This window comes from Ectobacillus sp. OTK, from assembly GCF_059698935.1.
Genome location: NZ_AP048547.1, coordinates 5482040 through 5502319, shown reverse-complemented (window position 1 = coordinate 5502319; position 20280 = coordinate 5482040). Strand labels below are relative to the sequence as shown.

The 20280-nt window shown below is 39.7% G+C and carries 20 protein-coding genes and 4 tRNA genes; 23 read left to right on the top strand and 1 reads right to left on the bottom strand.

Going from position 1 to position 20280, the window contains the following annotated elements; genetic code table 11:
• Window positions 1-74 precede the first annotated feature (74 nt).
• From noc to AC6HZ4_RS27150, 3 genes are all read left to right on the top strand, one after another.
• Window positions 75-926: a nucleoid occlusion protein gene (gene noc, locus AC6HZ4_RS27160; protein WP_497493029.1), complete on the top strand. Its 852-nt coding sequence runs from the start codon at window positions 75-77 to the stop codon at window positions 924-926.
• 198 nt (window positions 927-1124) lie between these two features.
• Complete coding sequence (locus tag AC6HZ4_RS27155; protein WP_497493028.1) at window positions 1125-1886, top strand: ParA family protein; 762 nt, start codon at window positions 1125-1127, stop codon at window positions 1884-1886.
• Complete coding sequence (locus tag AC6HZ4_RS27150; RefSeq protein WP_497493027.1) at window positions 1879-2733, top strand: ParB/RepB/Spo0J family partition protein; 855 nt, start codon at window positions 1879-1881, stop codon at window positions 2731-2733. The genes AC6HZ4_RS27155 and AC6HZ4_RS27150 overlap by 8 nt, the downstream gene beginning before the upstream one ends.
• A 7-nt stretch (window positions 2734-2740) precedes the next feature.
• Here the strand turns inward: AC6HZ4_RS27150 and yyaC are convergent, their stop codons facing one another.
• The gene (gene yyaC / locus AC6HZ4_RS27145; RefSeq protein WP_497493026.1) at window positions 2741-3346 is read right to left on the bottom strand and encodes a spore protease YyaC; all 606 of its coding nucleotides are present in this window, start codon (window positions 3344-3346) and stop codon (window positions 2741-2743) included.
• Between the two features lie 168 nt (window positions 3347-3514).
• Here yyaC and AC6HZ4_RS27140 point away from each other — a divergent pair, with 168 nt between their 5' ends.
• From AC6HZ4_RS27140 to yycJ, 20 genes are all read left to right on the top strand, one after another.
• Window positions 3515-4396 (top strand): mechanosensitive ion channel family protein, encoded by an 882-nt coding sequence (locus AC6HZ4_RS27140; RefSeq protein WP_497493025.1) that lies wholly within the window; start codon window positions 3515-3517, stop codon window positions 4394-4396.
• Window positions 4397-4422: 26 nt separating this feature from the next.
• The gene (locus tag AC6HZ4_RS27135) at window positions 4423-4629 is read left to right on the top strand and encodes a DUF951 domain-containing protein (protein ID WP_379947623.1); all 207 of its coding nucleotides are present in this window, start codon (window positions 4423-4425) and stop codon (window positions 4627-4629) included.
• An 89-nt stretch (window positions 4630-4718) separates the two neighbouring features.
• A complete protein-coding gene (gene ychF, locus AC6HZ4_RS27130) occupies window positions 4719-5819 on the top strand; it encodes a redox-regulated ATPase YchF (protein ID WP_497493024.1) in 1101 nt (366 codons plus the stop codon).
• Between the two features lie 240 nt (window positions 5820-6059).
• Window positions 6060-6347 carry a 30S ribosomal protein S6 gene (rpsF, locus tag AC6HZ4_RS27125; protein ID WP_497493023.1) on the top strand — a complete coding sequence of 96 codons (288 nt, stop codon included), beginning with the start codon at window positions 6060-6062 and terminating at the stop codon, window positions 6345-6347.
• A 28-nt stretch (window positions 6348-6375) separates the two neighbouring features.
• Window positions 6376-6900, top strand: coding sequence for a single-stranded DNA-binding protein (gene ssb, locus AC6HZ4_RS27120; RefSeq protein WP_497493022.1), 525 nt, complete (start codon window positions 6376-6378; stop codon window positions 6898-6900).
• A 45-nt stretch (window positions 6901-6945) separates the two neighbouring features.
• Window positions 6946-7182: a 30S ribosomal protein S18 gene (gene rpsR / locus AC6HZ4_RS27115; RefSeq protein ID WP_497493021.1), complete on the top strand. Its 237-nt coding sequence runs from the start codon at window positions 6946-6948 to the stop codon at window positions 7180-7182.
• Between the two features lie 136 nt (window positions 7183-7318).
• Entirely contained in the window at window positions 7319-8260 is a 942-nt protein-coding gene (locus AC6HZ4_RS27110) for a YybS family protein (protein WP_497493020.1), read from the top strand.
• A gap of 99 nt (window positions 8261-8359) precedes the next feature.
• Window positions 8360-10333, top strand: coding sequence for a DHH family phosphoesterase (locus AC6HZ4_RS27105; RefSeq protein WP_497493019.1), 1974 nt, complete (start codon window positions 8360-8362; stop codon window positions 10331-10333).
• Entirely contained in the window at window positions 10330-10776 is a 447-nt protein-coding gene (rplI, locus tag AC6HZ4_RS27100) for a 50S ribosomal protein L9 (protein ID WP_497493018.1), read from the top strand. Before AC6HZ4_RS27105 ends, rplI begins: the two co-directional genes overlap by 4 nt.
• A 32-nt stretch (window positions 10777-10808) precedes the next feature.
• Window positions 10809-12170 carry a replicative DNA helicase gene (gene dnaB, locus AC6HZ4_RS27095; RefSeq protein ID WP_497493017.1) on the top strand — a complete coding sequence of 454 codons (1362 nt, stop codon included), beginning with the start codon at window positions 10809-10811 and terminating at the stop codon, window positions 12168-12170.
• Between the two features lie 302 nt (window positions 12171-12472).
• Window positions 12473-13762 (top strand): adenylosuccinate synthase, encoded by a 1290-nt coding sequence (locus AC6HZ4_RS27090; protein WP_497493015.1) that lies wholly within the window; start codon window positions 12473-12475, stop codon window positions 13760-13762.
• A gap of 426 nt (window positions 13763-14188) precedes the next feature.
• Window positions 14189-14264 (top strand) — tRNA-Lys (locus AC6HZ4_RS27085).
• A gap of 9 nt (window positions 14265-14273) precedes the next feature.
• Window positions 14274-14345: transfer RNA gene (locus tag AC6HZ4_RS27080), tRNA-Glu, on the top strand.
• A 13-nt stretch (window positions 14346-14358) separates the two neighbouring features.
• Window positions 14359-14434 (top strand) — tRNA-Asp (locus AC6HZ4_RS27075).
• A 39-nt stretch (window positions 14435-14473) separates the two neighbouring features.
• Window positions 14474-14546, top strand: a tRNA-Phe gene (locus AC6HZ4_RS27070).
• Between the two features lie 228 nt (window positions 14547-14774).
• Window positions 14775-15482, top strand: coding sequence for a response regulator YycF (yycF, locus tag AC6HZ4_RS27065; RefSeq protein WP_497493014.1), 708 nt, complete (start codon window positions 14775-14777; stop codon window positions 15480-15482).
• Between the two features lie 3 nt (window positions 15483-15485).
• The gene (gene walK / locus AC6HZ4_RS27060; protein WP_497493013.1) at window positions 15486-17315 is read left to right on the top strand and encodes a cell wall metabolism sensor histidine kinase WalK; all 1830 of its coding nucleotides are present in this window, start codon (window positions 15486-15488) and stop codon (window positions 17313-17315) included.
• Window positions 17312-18652, top strand: coding sequence for a YycH family regulatory protein (locus AC6HZ4_RS27055; RefSeq protein ID WP_497493012.1), 1341 nt, complete (start codon window positions 17312-17314; stop codon window positions 18650-18652). The genes walK and AC6HZ4_RS27055 overlap by 4 nt, the downstream gene beginning before the upstream one ends.
• The gene (locus AC6HZ4_RS27050; protein ID WP_497493011.1) at window positions 18639-19454 is read left to right on the top strand and encodes a two-component system regulatory protein YycI; all 816 of its coding nucleotides are present in this window, start codon (window positions 18639-18641) and stop codon (window positions 19452-19454) included. The genes AC6HZ4_RS27055 and AC6HZ4_RS27050 overlap by 14 nt, the downstream gene beginning before the upstream one ends.
• A complete protein-coding gene (yycJ, locus tag AC6HZ4_RS27045) occupies window positions 19451-20245 on the top strand; it encodes an exodeoxyribonuclease YycJ (RefSeq protein ID WP_497493010.1) in 795 nt (264 codons plus the stop codon). Before AC6HZ4_RS27050 ends, yycJ begins: the two co-directional genes overlap by 4 nt.
• Window positions 20246-20280: the final 35 nt, after the last annotated feature.

Sequence of the window (20280 nt, the reverse complement as noted above, 5' to 3'; positions counted from 1 at the left end):
TTCGCAATCATGTTTCATGTGAAACATTTTATATAGAGAAAGTATCCAATAGGAGTTAAGGGTGGTGGAGTACAATGAAGAATACGTTCTCCCGTTTATTTGGATTTGGGGAAAGGGACACAGATGTGGCCCTGCATGAGGAACTCCGCGAAGAAGTAAAGCAAATTCCTCTTGTAGACATTATTCCAAATCGTTATCAGCCACGCACAGTTTTTGATGATAAAAGAATTGATGAACTTGCTCTTACCATTCGAACGCATGGTATCATTCAACCTATTGTCGTGCGTGCGTATAATGCGGAACAATATGAGATTATTGCTGGGGAAAGAAGATTTCGAGCTGTTACAAAGCTGGGGTGGGAAACCATTCCAGCTATTGTGAAAAATATGAGTGATACAGAAACAGCTTCAGTTGCTTTAATTGAAAACCTGCAACGGGAAGAGCTAACAGCTATTGAAGAGGCATTTGCTTATCAAAAATTATTGGAGCTACATAATTTAACACAGGAAGCTCTTGCCCAGCGTCTTGGAAAAGGACAATCAACTGTTGCAAATAAACTTCGGCTATTAAAATTGCCAGAAGAAGTAAAGCAATCTTTATTAGAGAAAAGAATTACAGAACGTCATGCGCGTGCCATCATTCCATTAAAAGATGAGGAACAGCAGCTAAAAGTGTTACAGGAAATAGAAGAAAAGCAGTTAAATGTAAAGCAAACCGAGGAACGGGTTGAAAAGCTTTTAGAACTGAATGTACCTAAAGCTAAATCAAAGCAGAAACGGAAGGCTTTTAGTCGTGACACGCGTATTGCAATGAACACGATTCGGCAGTCATTAGAAATGGTGGCGAACAGTGGATTGCAGGTAAATACAGAGGAAACGGAATTCGAGGAGTATTATCAAATTACTATTAGAATTCCAAAAAAGTAATAGAATAAGAGGCTGCAAGACTTTTCCTATTAAATGGAGAAGTCTTTTTTTACATATTTTATAATATGAAAAGCAGGAGATTATGAATGAGATTTTGAAGTTAAATACAGAAATAAAAATGAAAGCAGGCTAGTTCATGTTACAATAAAAACGATGTCTGCTAACAGAACGGATAGAAAGTTGAAAGTAGGTGACAACATGGGAACTATCATTTCAATTGCGAATCAAAAAGGAGGGGTTGGAAAAACAACAACCTCTGTGAATCTAGGTGCCGGTTTAGCTTATTTAGGGAAAAAGGTTCTTCTTGTTGACATTGATGCACAAGGGAATGCAACAACAGGGGTAGGGATAGATAAAGCAAGCTTAGACCACTGTGTATATAATGTACTTGTAGAGGATGAGGATATTAGAAAAATTATAAAGCCGACTGCAGTGAAGGACCTTGATATTCTTCCAGCAACCATTCAGTTGGCGGGAGCAGAAATTGAGCTTGTACCGACGATATCAAGGGAAATTCGTCTGAAACGCGCTTTGCAGCCTGTTCGAGATGAGTACGATTATATCATCATTGATTGTCCTCCTTCCCTCGGACTGCTGACAATTAATGCATTAACAGCTTCTGATTCGGTTATTATCCCCGTACAATGTGAATACTACGCCCTAGAAGGGCTCAGCCAACTATTGAATACTGTCCGGCTTGTACAAAAGCACTTAAATAAAGATCTTTCCATTCAAGGAGTGCTTTTAACGATGCTGGATGCTCGAACAAATCTTGGTCTTCAAGTCATTGATGAAGTGAAGAAATATTTTAGAGATAAGGTATACCGTTCTGTTATCCCGAGAAATGTTCGTTTAAGTGAGGCACCAAGTTATGGAAAGCCAATTATGTTATATGATGCTAAGTCAAGAGGCTCAGAAGTATACTTAGATTTAGCGAAGGAAGTGATTACAGGTGGCTAAAGGCCTTGGAAGGGGAATTCAGGCTTTCTTTCCAGATTTGGATGTAAAGGAAGAAGAAGCTGTGAAGGAAATTACAATTAACCAGCTGCGACCCAATCCATACCAACCGCGAAAACATTTTCAGGAAGAAGCGATTCATGAATTAAAAGCATCTATTCTTGAGTACGGTATTGTACAGCCTATTATTGTAAGGAAGAGCATTAAAGGCTATGAAATTGTAGCTGGCGAACGAAGATTTCGGGCTGCAAAAGAAGCAAAGCTAGAAACTGTACCTGCTGTGATAAGAAATTTAACAGATCAACAAATGATGGAGCTAGCATTACTGGAAAACTTACAGCGGGAAGATTTAACACCTATGGAAGAGGCAGCTGCTTATCAAATGCTGATGGACGAATTAAAGCTTACTCAGGATCAGCTGGCAAAACGCCTTGGAAAAAGCAGACCGCATATTGCTAATCATATACGACTGCTCTCTCTCCCTGAGGATATTCAGCAATTGATTTCGAATGGCACTCTTTCCATGGGACATGGACGAACATTATTAGGATTAAAGGATAAAACAAAAATGCAAGCTGTCGTAAAAAGAATTGAAAAAGAAGGACTTAATGTAAGGCAGCTAGAGCAGCTTATTCAACAGCTAAATCAAAATGTTTCACGTGAAACAAAGGAAGTGAAGAAGGAAAAGAATATCTTCTTTGAAGAACAAGAATCCTTTCTTCGGGATCATTTTGGGACATCCGTGAAAATTAAAAAAAGTAACAAAAAGGGTAAAATAGAAATTGATTTCTTTAGTGAAGAAGATCTACAGCGTATTCTAGATCTTCTTGCTGGGGAAAATAAAAAATAAACCATCTTTATAGATGGTTTATTTTTTTGAATACAGTAAGATGTCGATCTGTTTTATGAATGCCTGCAGCAATAACATCAGCCATTTTCATTACTAAATTTAATCGTGTGTTTTGCAATACAAAAAACTCCATAAATCCCTGAATATTCACAACACCATGGATGTGTATGTTTCCAACAGGAGGAAGTTTTTTATTCATTGCTGCGCCAGGTTTACTTGGACCGTGACCGACAGAAATCGCACCAATGCTTTGGGCTTTGCCAAGACATGCATCAAGTGCAATTACAAAGGGTTGTACATATTGTTTTTGGATAGATATAAGAGTTTCTTCTAAATTTAGAGCATGAACGGGCTCCTCCAATGTCCCAAATATATTGAAGTTCTCCAAGCCGCGCTCAGAGAGCTTGGAACCAACGAGAGGGCCGAGGGAATCTCCTGTAGAACGGTCTGTTCCGATGCAAACAAGAACAATAGGTCTTGTTGTTTTTTCTGTAAGATGGACGGATAATAAACGACTCAAACGATCTCCGGCTGCTGCTTCATGGTAGAAGACAGATTGTGATCCCTTATCAAAAAAAGGATTTTTCTTTAGCGTTTCTAAATTCACAAGCATCCACCCTTTAGTGTAATGTTATCAGTATATAAAAAATAATTCCAATTTATACCTGATCGATTATAAAAAATAAGGAACTTGTAATCAGAATGTTTTAGAAGCAAATAAGGAATTCTGTTACAATAAGGAGTGGACTCGATAATCTGAATAAGGGAAAGGCGGGTTAAAATGACCGAGTTTGATAATTTGTATACAAAATTTACAAACTATCTTTTAGATCCTGTGTTATGGCAAAAGACTGGAATCTCGATTCTTAAAATTATCTTTATTATTGCTGCAGCGAGTATTGTAATCCGCGCGGGGCGGGCAATTATTCAGAAAGCCTTTAGAATCAAATCAAAAAGTCCACTTCAAATGTCAGAACGCAGGTTGGCTACAATTGCCAAACTTCTAGAAAATGTTCTCACTTATGCGGTGTTTTTTGTTGTAATTGTTATGATTCTTGGAGTACTTGGTATTGATACAAAAGGATTAATTGCAGGGGCTGGTGTCGTTGGACTAGCTGTTGGATTTGGTGCCCAAAATTTAGTTCGTGATGTAATTACCGGCTTCTTTATTTTGTTAGAGGATCAGTTTTCGGTAGGTGACTATGTTCGAGTGGGAAATTTTGAAGGAACAATCGAAGAAATTGGATTGCGTACAACAAAGATCAAAAGCTGGACAGGTGAATTACATATTCTGCCGAATGGTAATATTAAGGAAGTAACAAACTTTTCATTAAATAATAGTGTGGCATTTGTTGATATAAGTATTTCCTATGAGAGCGATATTCATCATGCGGAACGGGTGATCGAGGATTTACTTGATGAGCTTCCTATGCAGTATGAGCAAATGGTAAAACGTCCAGAACTATTGGGGGTTCAGCAGCTTGGCCATTCGGAGGTCACGCTTCGCGTCATTTGTGAAACACAGCCTATGCAGCATTTTGCTGTTTCAAGAGCATTACGTAAAGAAATTAAACTGCGGCTTGATGAACATGGAATTGAAATCCCATATCCGCGCATGGTGCTTTACAGCCGTGAAGAAAGGGAAACCAAACAAGCAAACTGAAATTAAGCAAGAGGTGTTTAAAGATTATGGAGCAGAAGCAATATGATTTAAATGATGTTGTGGAAATGAAAAAGCCCCATCCGTGCGGAGTAAATCGTTGGAAAATTATTCGAATGGGAATGGATATTCGAATCAAATGTGAAGGCTGCTCTCATTCTGTTTTGATCCCGCGCCGGGAATTTGATCGGAAGCTCAAGAAGGTGCTTGTGAGACAAGAAGATAGTGAAGCTTAAAACAGCCGCCTTGTGCGGCTGTTTCTGTGCTTGTCATTTTATGTGTTACTATCTATAATGATGAAAGATTACTTATGGGAGTGAAAGCAATGGGATTAACAGCTGGGATCGTTGGTTTGCCAAACGTAGGGAAGTCAACGCTGTTTAATGCAATTACGCAAGCAGGTGCAGAATCCGCCAATTATCCATTCTGTACAATTGACCCGAACGTAGGAATTGTAGAAGTACCGGATCACCGTTTGAATAAGCTTACTGAGCTTGTACAGCCGAAAAAAACAGTTCCGACTGTATTTGAGTTCACTGATATTGCTGGTATCGTAAAGGGTGCGAGCAAGGGGGAAGGTTTAGGGAATAAATTCTTGTCTCACATTCGTCAAGTGGATGCGATTTGTCAGGTTGTTCGATGCTTTGAAGACGAAAATATTACGCATGTATCTGGTAAGGTAGACCCGATTGCAGATATTGAGACGATTAATTTAGAATTAATTTTGGCAGATTTAGAATCGGTGGAAAAACGAATTGACCGCGTTGCTAAGCTGGCTAAGCAAAAGGACAAAGAAGCAGCGTTTGAGCATGAGATTTTAGTTCGTTTGAAGGATGCGTTTGAAAAAGACCAGCCTGCTCGTACAGTAGAGTTTACAGACGAGGAAATGAAGGTTGTAAAGGCTCTTCATCTTTTAACGATTAAGCCGATGCTATATGTAGCAAACGTAGGAGAAGATGATATCATCGATCCTTCAGGTAATGAGTATGTACAAATGGTTAAAGAGTTTGCTGCAAAAGATAATGCGGAAGTTATTGTTGTTTGTGCGAAAATTGAAGCTGAAATCTCAGAACTGGATGAAGAAGAGAAAAAAGCCTTCTTAGAAGAGTTAGGAATTGAAGAATCCGGATTGGATCAATTGATTCGAGCAGCTTATCATTTGCTTGGCCTTGCTACGTATTTTACAGCAGGCGTACAAGAAGTTCGTGCATGGACGTTCCGTAAAGGAATGAAGGCGCCGCAATGTGCAGGAATTATTCATACTGATTTTGAACGCGGCTTCATCCGGGCGGAAACAGTTTCTTATGATGACCTTCTTCAGCATGGCTCAATGACTGCTGCGCGTGAGGCAGGAAAAGTGCGTTTGGAAGGAAAAGAATATGTTATGAAGGACGGAGATGTCGTACACTTCCGTTTTAATGTATAAGGATATTTTTTAATAGAACAGCTTGTTCTTTGTTTTATACATAGGTCAAGCTGTTTTATTTTTATACTAAAGACAATCTCTGGTTTTTCTATTCTTAGAAAAAATTCCCCTTTTTACTTTTCTTCTTCATCCAGTTGATTCCCTCAACCTACTATGATATAATCTAGACTTGTGAGTAATTACAAAAATTGCTCCTTGCCCATTAGTGGGCCGTTTAGTCCAAAAGGAGGTGACATTAGGATGAGAAAGTATGAGATTATGTACATCATCCGCCCGAACATGGAAGAGGAAGCTCAAAAAGCAGTAGTTGAGCGTTTCGCGAACGTGTTAACAACAAACGGTGCGGAAATTACAAACGTAAAAGAGTGGGGAAAACGCCGCTTAGCTTACGAAATCAACGACTTCCGCGAGGGTATCTACATGGTATCCAAAGTAAACGCACCTGCAGCTGCAGTTCAAGAGTTCGAGCGTTTAGCTAAAATTAGCGAAGATATCATTCGCCACATCGTTGTGCGCGAAGAAGAATAAGATATATTTTTGAGGGAGAGTGGTTCGGTTGATGAATCGCGTATTACTCGTTGGTCGTTTAACTAAAGATCCAGAATTGCGTTACACGCCAAATGGCATCGCGGTGGCTACTTTTACGCTGGCTGTGAATCGCACATTTTCAAATCAGCAGGGCGAACGCGAAGCTGATTTTATTAACTGTGTTGTATGGCGTAAACCAGCAGAGAATGTAGCAAACTTTTTGAAAAAGGGCAGTCTTGCCGGCGTGGATGGACGTCTTCAAACTCGCAACTATGAGGGACAAGATGGCAAACGTGTGTATGTAACAGAAGTTGTTGCAGATAGCGTACAGTTCTTAGATACCAAGTCAAGCGGAGCAAACGGGGAGCAGCGTGGTTCGTTCAACCAGCAGCCACAATCCTTTAGCAATTACGGAAATCAAGGACCGCAAAATCCATCGTACGGAGGCGCTCCAGCAGGAAATCAAGGGAAGCCTAATTTCCAAAGAAATGATGACCCGTTTGCAAATGTAGGTCAACCGATTGATATTTCGGACGATGATTTACCATTTTAATGTATAGATCGGCTTACTATAACTAAAGAATGGAGGGAATTTGAAATGGCTGGTGGACGTAAAGGCGGACGTGCAAAACGTCGTAAAGTGTGCTACTTCACTGCGAATGGCATCACTAACATTGATTACAAAGATATTGATCTTTTAAAACGCTTTGTATCTGAGCGCGGTAAGATTTTACCTCGTCGTGTAACAGGTACTAGTGCAAAATACCAACGCAAACTTACAGTTGCGATTAAACGTGCTCGTCAAATGGCACTTTTACCGTACGTTGCAGAATAAGAACGTTGAAAATGCACAGTAAAGGGCATACCCTCTACTGTGCATTTTGTTGTTTTATTGCCTTTTTTCTTGTTTAATCAATGAAAGAAAACGGTTAAAATAGATAAGGAGTAAGTAAATAAAGCGAGGAAAAAGCATGAAAAATACAAGGTTCATCACGGAAGGGGCAGTTTTGCTGGCGGTTTACATCATTTTGCTGCTTGCATCCCTTTATGTACCAATACTTAATCTTTTCATTTCATTGGCTCTGCCGCTCCCTTTTATCTTATTTTCGATACGTTATGATGTGAAACGTAGTCTTATTTTAGTAGTAGTGGCCTCCTTGGTAACGATGATTGTCAGTTCGCCGCTTAGCATTACGAATACTGTGATGTTCGGGACAGCTGGAATTGTGTTTGGCAGTATGTATAAAAGAAAAAGAAAGCCTTTAGAGATTTTACTTGCAGGAACACTTATTTACATAGTGAATATCGTTGTGCTATACATTGTGAGTGTACAGTTGCTAAATTATAATTTTATAAATGAACTAAAGGACGTATTCAATCAATCCATTCAACAAGCCGAGCAAATTACAAAAGCAACTGGTGCACAGGTAAATGAAGAGCAGCTGAAGCAGTTGAAGCAAACGCTTGGGCTAATCGGCTACCTATTGCCAATATTAGTTGTTGCAAGTGGATTGATGATGGCTTGGTTTACACAATTAATTGCTGCTCCGGTTTTAAAGCGTTTAAGAAATCCTGTGCAGCCATGGCCGCCATTTCGTGATATTCGATTTCCAAAAAGCATTCTTTGGTATTATGTTCTTTTTCTCATTATTACTATGGTTTATAAGGCAGAGGAAGGAACATACTTATATATTGCTTTACTAAATTTGAACTTTCTGCTTCAATGGATTCTGGCTGCTCAAGGCTTCTCGTTTGTAGCCTTCTGGTCTCATAGCAAAGGCTATCCTAAGGCGCTTCCAATTATACTTTTTGTTGTCTCCTTATTGATGCCGGTGTTATTTTCTCTCATCAGTTTCTTAGGTATAATAGATTTAGGTTTTGGGCTTCGGAATAAGCTAGGAAAACGTGTATAGCTAAAACGCCCTTATGCAAGGAGTTGGGCTTAAAAGGGGCATGTTTACAAAGCTCTTTCAGATGTATAGTTCGTCAAGTTTTTTATAGGAGTTGAACGTATGCCTGAATTTTATAAGAAACAAAAGTTTCTTTATCCTATTTATGCCCTAACGTTCTTAACTCTCTTGTTAGTTACCGTTCTCGTATATTACAACTGGATATTTGGTATTGCTGCCTTCTTCCTTTTTTGCCTAATTGTATTGTTTTTAATCAAGCTTGAATTGGCATTTCGGAAAAATCTAGAACAATATACGTCTGATATGATTACGAGAGTTAAGAAGGTAAGCGATGAAGCATTGAATCAAATGCCGATTGGAATTTTACTATACAACAAGGAGTATGGGATTGACTGGGCAAATCCTTACTTAACTTCCTGCTTTGGATACCACTCTTTGGCTGGCTGGCATTTGTATGATTTGTCGGAGGCGCTTTTGTTGCTTGTAAAGCAAGAAATGGATGCTGATGTCATTACATTAAATAAGCGCAAGTTTCGTGTATTTGTGCGGCGTGAGGAAAAACTTATTTATTTTTTTGATGTAACTGAACAGACGCAAATTGAAAAAATGTATGAGGATCAAAGAACAGTATTGGCTGTTATTTATCTGGATAACTATGATGAAGTAACGCAAGGGCTTGATGATCAGCTTAGAACAAATATTACAAGTCATGTTACTGCAATTTTAAACGGCTGGGCTTTAAAATATGGGATGTATTTAAGGCGTGTTTCCTCTGAGCGCTTTTTCGCTGTGTTAAATGAAAGTATTTTAGTACAGGTGGAGAAGGGGAAATTTGATATCTTGGATCAAGTACGTGAGGAAACATCGAAACGAAATATTCCGCTCACACTAAGTATTGGTGTCGGTTCAGGAGCTCTTGAGCTTCCTGAATTAGGTGCAATGGCACAATCCGGACTTGATCTTGCGCTCGGCCGCGGAGGTGACCAGGTTGCCATTAAGCAGGCAACAGGAAAGGTGAAGTTTTATGGCGGTAAAACCAATCCGATAGAGAAACGAACAAGAGTTAGAGCACGTGTGATTTCCCATGCATTAAAGGACCTTGTGCTTGAAAGTAATAATATTATGATTATGGGTCATAAATCGCCCGATATGGATGCTATCGGAGCTGCAATTGGTATTTTAAAGGTTGCAGAGCTCAATCAACGTGAAGGATATATTGTCTTAAATGAACATGATCTTGATAAGGGTGTAAAGCGTCTTATTGAAGAAATTAAACAGCAGCCTGAGCTTTGGGCTCGTTTCATTAGCCCAGAACAAGCGCTTGAGCTTGCCACGGATGAATCTCTCCTCGTTGTTGTGGATACACATAAGCCATCTATGGTGATTGAACCACAGTTATTAAATACAATTGAAAATGTCGTAGTGATTGACCATCATCGTCGTGGAGAAGATTTTATTGAAGATCCGCTTCTTGTGTATATGGAGCCGTATGCCTCTTCAACTGCTGAGCTTGTTACAGAACTATTGGAATATCAACCGAAGCGTCTGAAAATGAGTATGCTTGAAGCGACAGCATTGTTAGCTGGTATTATTGTGGATACAAAAAGCTTTACCTTCCGTACAGGTTCCCGTACATTTGATGCGGCTTCCTATCTCCGTTCTCACGGAGCAGATACTGTTTTGGTTCAAAAACTTCTAAAAGAGGATATGAACCAGTATTTAAAGATTGCCAAAACACTTCAAAATGCTTACATTTATAAAAACGGCATTGCCATTGCCAGGGCGGAAGAAGAGCAGCTTCATGAACAAGTATTGATTGCCCAGGCTGCAGATACGCTTTTAACGATGACAGGTGTAGTAGCCTCCTTTGTGATTGCAAAACGAACAGAACAAATGTTAGGCATTAGCGGGCGTTCACTTGGGGAAATCAACGTTCAAATTATTTTAGAGGCCTTGGGCGGAGGCGGTCACTTAACGAATGCTGCTACACAAATGCATCATACATCCATTACAGAAGCAGAAGAGCAGCTTAAAGCTGTGATAGATGAATATCTTCAGGGAGGGACAAAGGAATGAAGGTTATCTTTCTAAAAGACGTAAAGGGAAAAGGAAAAAAAGGTGAGATCAAAAATGTAGCAGACGGCTATGCTCAAAACTTTCTTTTGAAGCAAGGATTAGCAGTTGAAGCTACAAATGCGAATCTGAGCACATTAGATGCAAAGAAGCGCAAGGAAGAAAAGGAAGCGGAGCAAGAGCTTGAAAACAGCAAGAAGCTAAAAGAACAATTAGAAGCATTAACAGTAAATCTGAAAGCAAAAGCCGGAGATGGCGGGCGATTGTTCGGTTCTATTACGAGCAAGCAAATTGCAGAGGAGCTGCAAAAGGCGCATGGTATTAAAATTGATAAGCGTAAATTTGAACTGCATGATGCGATTCGTGCATTGGGGCATACGAATGTCCCTGTAAAGCTTCACCCGCAGGTAACAGCAACATTAAAGGTTCACGTAACAGAGCAGTAAGGCACAGTTTTATATGAGGAGGATGGATGACTATGAGTGATTTATTTGCTGATCGTACTCCTCCGCAAAATATAGAAGCTGAACAGGCTGTTTTAGGAGCTGTGTTTTTAGAGCCAGAGTCGTTAACATCGGCTTCGGAAATGCTAAGGCCAGAGGACTTCTATCGTGCAGCCCACCAAAAAATATTTGAAACGATGTTGGCTCTCTCCAATAAGGGGGAGCCAATTGATTTGGTGACAGTAACCGCCGAGCTTGCAGACCAAAACCTGCTGGAGGAAGTCGGCGGTGTTTCTTATTTAGCGGACTTGGCAAATGCTGTTCCTACAGCGGCGAACGTTGAGTATTATGCAAGGATTATAGAAGAGAAATCGATTTTGCGTCGTCTCATTCGAACAGCTACAACTATTGCAACAGAAGGCTACACACGTGAGGATGATGTAGAAGGTTTATTGAATGAATCAGAACGCAAAATCCTAGAGGTATCTCAGCGTAAAAATACAAAGGGATTCCAAAATATAAAGGATGTTCTTGTTGCAGCGTATGATAAGATTGAAACACTGCATAACCGTAAAGGTGATATTACGGGTATTCCAACAGGATTTATAGAGCTGGATAAGATGACAGCTGGATTTCAGCGAAATGATTTAATTATTGTTGCTGCCCGGCCTTCTGTAGGTAAAACAGCATTTGCTTTGAATATTGCGCAGAATGTAGCGACAAAAACAGATGAAAATGTGGCTATCTTTAGTTTGGAGATGGGAGCTGATCAGCTTGTTATGCGTATGCTTTGTGCAGAAGGCAATATCGATGCACAGCGTTTACGGACTGGAGCATTAACTGCTGAGGATTGGGCGAAGCTAACGATGGCGATGGGAAGTTTAGCGAATGGCGGGATTTATATTGATGATACGCCAGGAATTCGTGTAAGTGAAATTCGAGCAAAATGCCGCCGTCTGAAACAAGAAAGCGGCCTAGGCATGATATTGATAGACTACTTACAGCTCATTCAGGGGAGCGGAAAATCTGGTGAAAACCGCCAGCAGGAGGTATCAGAAATTTCCAGATCCCTCAAGGCGCTTGCGAGGGAGCTTCAGGTTCCTGTTATTGCTTTATCACAGTTATCACGCGGAGTAGAATCGCGTCAAGACAAGCGTCCGATGATGTCTGATATTCGGGAATCGGGAAGTATTGAACAGGATGCTGATATTGTTGCCTTCTTGTATCGAGAAGACTATTATGAGCGTGAGACAGAAAATAAGAATATTATTGAAATTATTATTGCGAAGCAGCGTAATGGCCCTGTAGGTACAGTACAGCTTGCCTTTGTAAAGGAATATAATAAATTTGTGAATTTAGATCGCCGATACGATGAAGGTGCAGCGCCTCCAGCATAAAAATGCGAACACATCACATGATAAGGATGTGTTCTTTTTTTGTACTTTAGAAAAGTATACATTTCCAGCTGGAAGCTCAGTCGACGCAGCAGGAAATTTTAGAACAAAGTGTAATTGCAGCTACGCCTCTGTCTTCGTCTAACGGCTCTCCAATCGGCGAGTTTTCTTTAAAAAATCAATAGATCTTACGAACGAAGATGAATATAAAAAATTAAAATGTTCGTTTTTTCGTTGACTTCTATCATCATTTTGGTAAAATGGTAATTGTTTGAGTTCGTTTTAAAATTGTGGAGGTGCTTTGAATGTCTTCAGTAGTAGTGGTAGGAACGCAATGGGGAGACGAAGGAAAAGGGAAAATTACCGATTTTCTTTCTCAGCATGCAGAGGTAGTTGCACGTTACCAAGGTGGAAATAATGCAGGTCATACAATTGTATTTAATGGAGAGCGCTACAAGCTTCACTTAATTCCATCTGGTATTTTTTATAAAGAAAAAATTTGTGTAATCGGAAACGGTATGGTAGTAGATCCGAAGGCATTGGTAGAGGAACTTGCATATTTGCACGGTCACAAAGTAAGTACGGATAATCTGCGCATCAGCAACCGTGCCCATGTTATCCTGCCATATCACTTGAAACAGGATGAGCTTGAAGAAGAGCGCAAGGGAGATAATAAGATCGGAACGACAAAAAAAGGCATTGGACCGGCTTATATGGATAAAGCTGCGCGTATTGGAATTCGTATTGCAGACCTTCTAGACCGCGAAGAATTCTATACAAAGCTAGAGCGTAATTTAGCTGAAAAGAACCGCTTATTCGAGAAAATGTATGATGCAGAAGGTTTCAAAATTGAAGACATTTTTGAAGAATATTTTGAGTATGGCCAGCAAATTAAACAATATGTTTGCGATACATCCGTTGTATTAAACGATGCACTTGATGAAGGCCGCCGTGTGTTGTTTGAAGGAGCGCAAGGTGTTATGCTTGATATCGATCAAGGCACGTATCCATTTGTTACATCCTCCAACCCAGCTGCAGGTGGCGTAACAATTGGATCTGGTGTAGGTCCTTCTAAAATTCAACGTGTAGTTGGTGTATGTAAGGCATATACAACACGTGTAGGTGATGGTCCATTCCCAACTGAGCTTCATGATGAAATTGGAAACCAGATTCGTGAGGTAGGCCGTGAGTATGGTACAACAACAGGTCGCCCGCGCCGCGTAGGCTGGTTTGACAGCGTAGTTGTTCGTCATGCACGCCGTGTAAGCGGAATTACGGATTTATCTTTAAACTCCATTGACGTATTAACAGGAATTCCAACATTAAAGATTTGTGTTGCCTATAAATATAAAGGTGAAGTTATTCATGAATTCCCTGCTAGCTTAAAGATTCTTGGCGAGTGTGAACCTGTCTACGAAGAGCTTCCAGGTTGGACAGAAGACATTACAGGCGTAAAAACATTAAATGACCTTCCAGAAAATGCGAGACATTATGTAGAGCGTGTATCTCAATTAACAGGTATTCCTTTATCTGTATTTTCTGTAGGCCCGGATCGCAGTCAAACAAATGTGATTCGAAATGTATATGGAGTATAAATTGTAGAAAAATATTGTATTCTGTCGAAGAATATTGTATATTTAGTCAAGGAAAGAGCCCTATTCTTCTGGGTTCTTTTCTTTTGAAAAAAATAAAAAAATACTTGCATTATACTAAACTAGTATGATAAGATATATCTTGTCGTCAAAAATATCTTAGATATGAGATAACTCTCATTATAATTAGAATGGCAATACACAAATATGAATCAGCCTCAAGTTTTACCACGAAATTTCTAAGATTCTAGATATCGCATCGGTACCTATTTTTATTATGAGCTATTAGCTCAGTCGGGAGAGCACGATCGAATAAGCTTCTTAGATTATGCATCAGCGTACCAATCAAGCTGCTGCTTGCATAGGCTTTCTGAGATTGGGACGTCGTTTTTTGAAGCAGGGTATCGCGTCGATATCTATTTATGATAAGAGCCATTAGCTCAGTCGGTAGAGCATCTGACTTTTAATCAGAGGGTCGAAGGTTCGAGTCCTTCATGGCTCACCACTTTAACGTGGCCCGTTGGTCAAGCGGTTAAGACACCGCCCTTTCACGGCGGTAACACGGGTTCGAATCCCGTACGGGTCACTTTTTTATTTATGGTTCCGTGGTGTAGCGGTTAACATGCCTGCCTGTCACGCAGGAGATCGCGGGTTCGATCCCCGTCGGGACCGCCATTCTTGTTTCACCGTATTACGGTTTTACATAGATATTTTGGCTCGGTAGCTCAGTCGGTAGAGCAGAGGACTGAAAATCCTCGTGTCGGCGGTTCGATTCCGTCCCGAGCCACTTCAAGGACATTAAGCAGACCATGCTTAATGTCCTTTCAATTTTTTATAAGGTATAGAACACTTACACACGAGGCCTAGAGGAAATAAGATATTTACTGTTCAGTTGATAAAGCTTCTTCAGTTTTACAAACAAAGATAATTCTTTTACAATAGATAATAGGTGAGCCTCTAGCAATAATAGCTAGAGGCTTTTGTGTAAAAATAGGACCTGGGAGGGATAAGCAATATGATGGGAAAGAAAATTTTAGTAGTGGACGATGAAAAACCAATCGCAGATATTTTAAAATTTAATCTGGAAAAAGAAGGTTTTGAAATTGTTTTAGCTCATGATGGCGAAGAAGCAATTGAGAAGGTACATGCTGAACAACCAGATATGATATTGTTAGATATTATGCTTCCCGGAAAAGATGGCTTAGAAGTTTGCCGTGAAGTGCGAAAAAACTTTGAAATGCCAATTATCATGTTAACTGCAAAAAACTCCGAAATTGATAAAGTGCTCGGTCTAGAATTAGGAGCAGATGATTATGTGACAAAGCCATTTAGTACACGAGAATTATTAGCACGTGTAAAAGCAAATCTTCGACGCCACCAGCAAGGAAGCGGAAGTGAGAAGGAAGAAAATGTAGAAATTACAGTTGGACCAATTGTAATTAATCCAAATGCATACAGTGTAATGAAGCGTGAGGAGAATATCGAACTGACACATAGAGAATTTGAATTGCTTCATTATCTAGCAAAGCATCTCGGACAAGTTATGACGCGTGAGCACCTTCTGCAAACTGTATGGGGATATGATTACTTTGGTGATGTACGTACAGTGGATGTGACGGTACGCCGCTTACGTGAAAAGATTGAAGATAATCCAAGTCATCCTACCCTCATTGTGACGAGAAGAGGAGTCGGCTACTATCTCCGTGATCCAGAACAGGAGTAATTCATGAAAAAAGTTGGATTTTTTCAATCAATTCATTTGAAGTTTGTTTTGATTTATATGCTTCTTATTCTTCTTGCTATGCAAATTATTGGTGTATACTTTGTAAATGAATTAGAGGAGAAGTTGGTGACAAACTTTCAAGATTCGTTAACGAAGCGTACAGACCTATTGGCATATAATGTGCAACAAGAGCTTATAAAGAAACGTGAAAAGACAGACACAAAGGAAACGGATATAAAAGGTTTGCTGCAGGATTTTGCCTCTAGCTCAAAGGATGACGTTCAGGAAGTTCAGGTTATTAATGACAGCAGCATTGTGATTGCTACATCGGATCAATATAATCAGGGGATTGTCGGAAAGAAAACAACAGATATTCTTGTGAAACGAACCCTTTTATCGGGTGCGTCTGATAAAAAGATGGAGATTCAACCTTCTAACGGAAAGCGTATGCAAATTACAACGGTTCCGGTAAAGGAGGATGGAAAAACAGTCGCGGTTATTTACACCATTGCTTCCATGGAAGATGTATATGGGCAAATGCGGCAAATCAATCAAATCTTTGCGACAGGAACAGTCATTGCACTTCTTGTAACAGCAGTACTAGGTATTCTGCTTGCCCAAACCATTACTCGCCCTATTTCTGAGATGCGCAGGCAGGCTTTAGAAATGGCAAAAGGAAACTACTCACGTAAAGTAAAGGTGTACGGCTACGATGAAATTGGGCAGCTCGCATTAGCTTTTAATAATCTTTCCAAAAAGCTGCAGCAAGCGCGGGCTTCTACAGAAAGCGAACGGCGTAAGTTAATATCTGTGCTATCGCATATGACCGATGGAGTCATTGCTACTGATAGAAAGGGGCGTATTATTCTATTAAACGACCCAGCTGAGAAGATGCTGAATGTTTCACGTGAAACAGCGCTTGATCAACCAATTACTAAGGTGCTAGGTATTCAAGAGGAATATACACTTGATAATCTTTATGAAGAACCGGATTCCGTTCTTTTAGATTATAGCACAAGAGATGAGCACTACATTTTGCGGGCAAGTTTCTCTGTAATTCAAAAAGAAACCGGAAAAGCAAATGGTCTAATTGCAGTTTTATATGATGTAACTGAACAGGAACGGATTGACCGTGAGCGCAGGGAATTTGTTGCAAACGTCTCTCATGAGCTTCGTACACCACTTACCACGATGCGAAGCTATTTAGAAGCTCTAAGTGAAGGAGCTTGGCAAAATGAAGAAATTGCCCCAAGGTTTCTTTCTGTTGCGCAAGATGAAACGGAGCGTATGATCCGGCTAGTAAATGACCTATTGCGCCTTTCTAAAATGGATAGCACAGAGTATCACCTTATGAAGGAATGGGTAGACTTTACTGAATTCTTCAACCGTATCATTGAACGATTCGAGATGTCAAAGGAGCAAAATGTAACCTTTAAACGGGCTTTCTCCAAGAAGGCACGATTTATTGAAATTGATGAAGATAAGATTACACAGGTTTTGTATAACATCATCTCAAATGCTTTAAAGTATTCTCCGGAAGGGGGCACGATTACATATCGGCTTCGTGAAAGAGGAGAAATGCTTGAGGTGAGTATAAATGACCAAGGAATGGGGATTCCAAAAGAGAATGTGAATAAAATATTTGATCGCTTTTATCGTGTAGATAAAGCGAGGTCTCGACAGCTCGGCGGTACTGGACTTGGCCTGGCAATTGCAAAGGAAATGGTGCAGGCACATGGCGGGGCCATCTGGGCGAAGAGTGAGGAAGGGAAGGGAACGACAATTTACTTCACACTTCCAATGGAACGGGACCAAGAGGATGATTGGGAATGAGTATGGAAAACTTTAAGACCATTCTGCTTTTGAATTTAGTAGTAATTAGTATATTTCTAACGTACAACCTTTGGACATACCAGCCAGATTCAAGCATGGTACAAAATGAGAAATATATTCAGGATGTTCCTTCCATGACGAAAAAAGAGCTGTCAGCAATTATTTTCCCATCTCAAATGATTGTTCATAAGGGAAATAAGCATTATGCAAGCGAACAAATTCTTCGCATTAACCCAGTATATAAAATCTTAGAGCAAGGGGAGTTTGAGGATTTTAAGGATATCTCTTATAAAATACCTAAAAATCAGTTTCTCTCCTTTATACACGCTAAAAATAGAGTAGAGCTTATTTTTCCAACAGAAATCCCGCTTGAGGTGTTCAAAAGTCTTTTCTCTATTCAGGAAAAGCCACCAGAATCTTATACCTTTGATCGATTGATTATTAATCTAACTCCAAATGAAAATAGTAAGGATGAGGTACAAGCACTTTTTGTTTCGTATGAGAACCGCAAGGTGTATAGCATGACCTTAAAGGGAATTTCAGTGAAGGATTTAGTGACTACAAGCAATGAGTTTGCTGGACAAGCAGATGAATATTTTATGTATGCTGTAGATGAAGCGCGGGCACTGTTCTTACCAGAGACGAACGTGAATATGAAGCAAATGTTTTATGTAACAAGTGACCTTGAAGAGGAGATGTTTCAAAATATTTTATTCACAGATCCGCGCTACGTGAAACAAGACAAAACAAGCTCGGGGGAAATGCATACGGATGGGACACGTCTTCTTCGTATCTCTAATATTACGCAAATGCTTGAATATGAAAATTCATCTATTTCTCAGAAGGAAACTTTAAAAGGTGCGTCGCTTGTTCGACAAAGTATCGACTTTATTAATAACCATGGAGGCTGGACCGATGCCTATCGTTTATACAGTGTAATACCTGAGAATGGCGAGACTGTATTTCGTCTGCATGCTGATAATAGTTTTCCTGTTTTCAATATGAGCGGCATGTCTTCTTTAAAGCTTAGCTGGGGACTTAATGATATTCGTTCCTTTAAACGTCCTCTGTTTTGGTTATTTGTTAAAAAAGAAGAAGATGTGACGGTAGAGTTACCATCAGGAAGAACTGTTCTTTCCTTTTTAGAAAAAAATGATGGGATGAAGACAGTTAAAAATATCGCAATTGGCTATGAGCTAGAGCCTGATATAGGCTTAAATGGGGAAAAGGTTATAGGAGTAAAGCTTGATCCCATTTGGTATGTCTCCTATGGTGATTCCTATAAGAAGATAGAATGGAATGCATTGAAAGGGGGAGAACTCGTTGGATTGGAATAAAATTAAGACTATCTTTATTATTACTTTCCTGATCCTAGACATCTTCCTCTTTTTTCAGTTCATTCAAAAACGCAATAATAGCCAGCTAGAAATGATGGTAGAGGAAAATATTGAAGAACAGCTCGCCGCAAATAAAATTACCTATGTAGATTTGCCAAAAGAGCCCGCGCGAGCTGCTTATATTACAGGAAAGAGTAAGGAATTTCGCGAGGAGGAAACACATTCCTTAAAAGGGCAGAAAATCATCCTTTTAGATTCAAAAACTATTTACAGCAGCTTTAAGGAACCTATTACAATTCCAAAAACTGATAAAGGCTATTTTTTTGAGGATTTTCTACGTGACTTTGTCTTGGATGGAACAAAGTATAAGTATTGGAGGATTGATGAGGAGGAGAAAAAAATTTACTTCTTTCAGCAATTCAAAGGGAAGAACATTTTCCATAACCAATATGCAGCACTTGTAGTTGATATAAATGAAAAAAATGAGATTGTATCCTACACACAAACGATGCTGACAGATGTGAGAGAAATGGGCGGAGAGAGTAAGGCTCAGGATATTATTACAGCAACAAAAGCTTTAAAAACCTTGTATTTAAAAGGGGAAATTGAATCAGGCAGCCGTGTAACAAAGGTAGAATTAGGATATTACACAGTTGTTATCCCTTCTTCCTCTGGATTTCAAGTCATTGCCCCAACATGGCATTTCGTTTTGAATGGGAAGGATGACTATTTTGTAAATGCGATTGAAGGGCAAATTATTCGAATCGGCAAGGATAACACACAGTGGAGTGAAGTGAAATGAGTTTATGTTTCAGTGTACTTGCCAGTGGAAGTACAGGAAATATGTTATATGTAGGAACAGATAAGCAGAAGCTTTTAGTTGATGCAGGGCTGAGCGGCAAAGCAGCAGAGTCTCTTTTTAAACAAGCAGGTGCTGATATAAAAGATATTGCCGGGATTTTAGTGACACATGAGCATAGCGACCATATTAAAGGGCTTGGTGTGCTGGCACGAAAATATAAATTGCCAATTTACGCAAATGAAAAAACATGGAAGGCAATGGAGCATCTCATTGGTGAAGTGCCGACTGAGCAAAAATTTGTTTTTCCTGTTGGTGCTGTTCAATCCTTTGGAGATATAGACGTAGAATCCTTTGGTGTGTCGCATGACGCGGCTGAGCCAATGTTCTATGTATTTCATCATGCTGGTAAAAAGCTTGCTCTTATTACTGATACAGGATATGTAAGCGATCGGATGAAAGGCATTATTAAAGGGGCAGATGCCTTTATATTTGAAAGTAACCATGATGTGGAGATGCTGCGAATGGGACGTTATCCGTGGAGTGTAAAACGGCGCATCTTAAGTGATGTTGGCCACGTTTCCAATGAGGATGCAGCTCTAGCAATGGCAGACGTGATTACCGATAATACAAAGCATATTTATTTAGCTCACTTAAGTCAGGATAATAACATGAAAGAGCTAGCTCGGCTGTCAGTTTCTCAAGTGCTTGAAGGGAAAGGATTTGAGATTGGAAGGGCTCTTCAGCTGCATGACACCGATCCTAAAAATCCAACGAAAATTCAATATGTATAATTCTCTCTTTTAGCGAACAATAAGAGGGAATCATG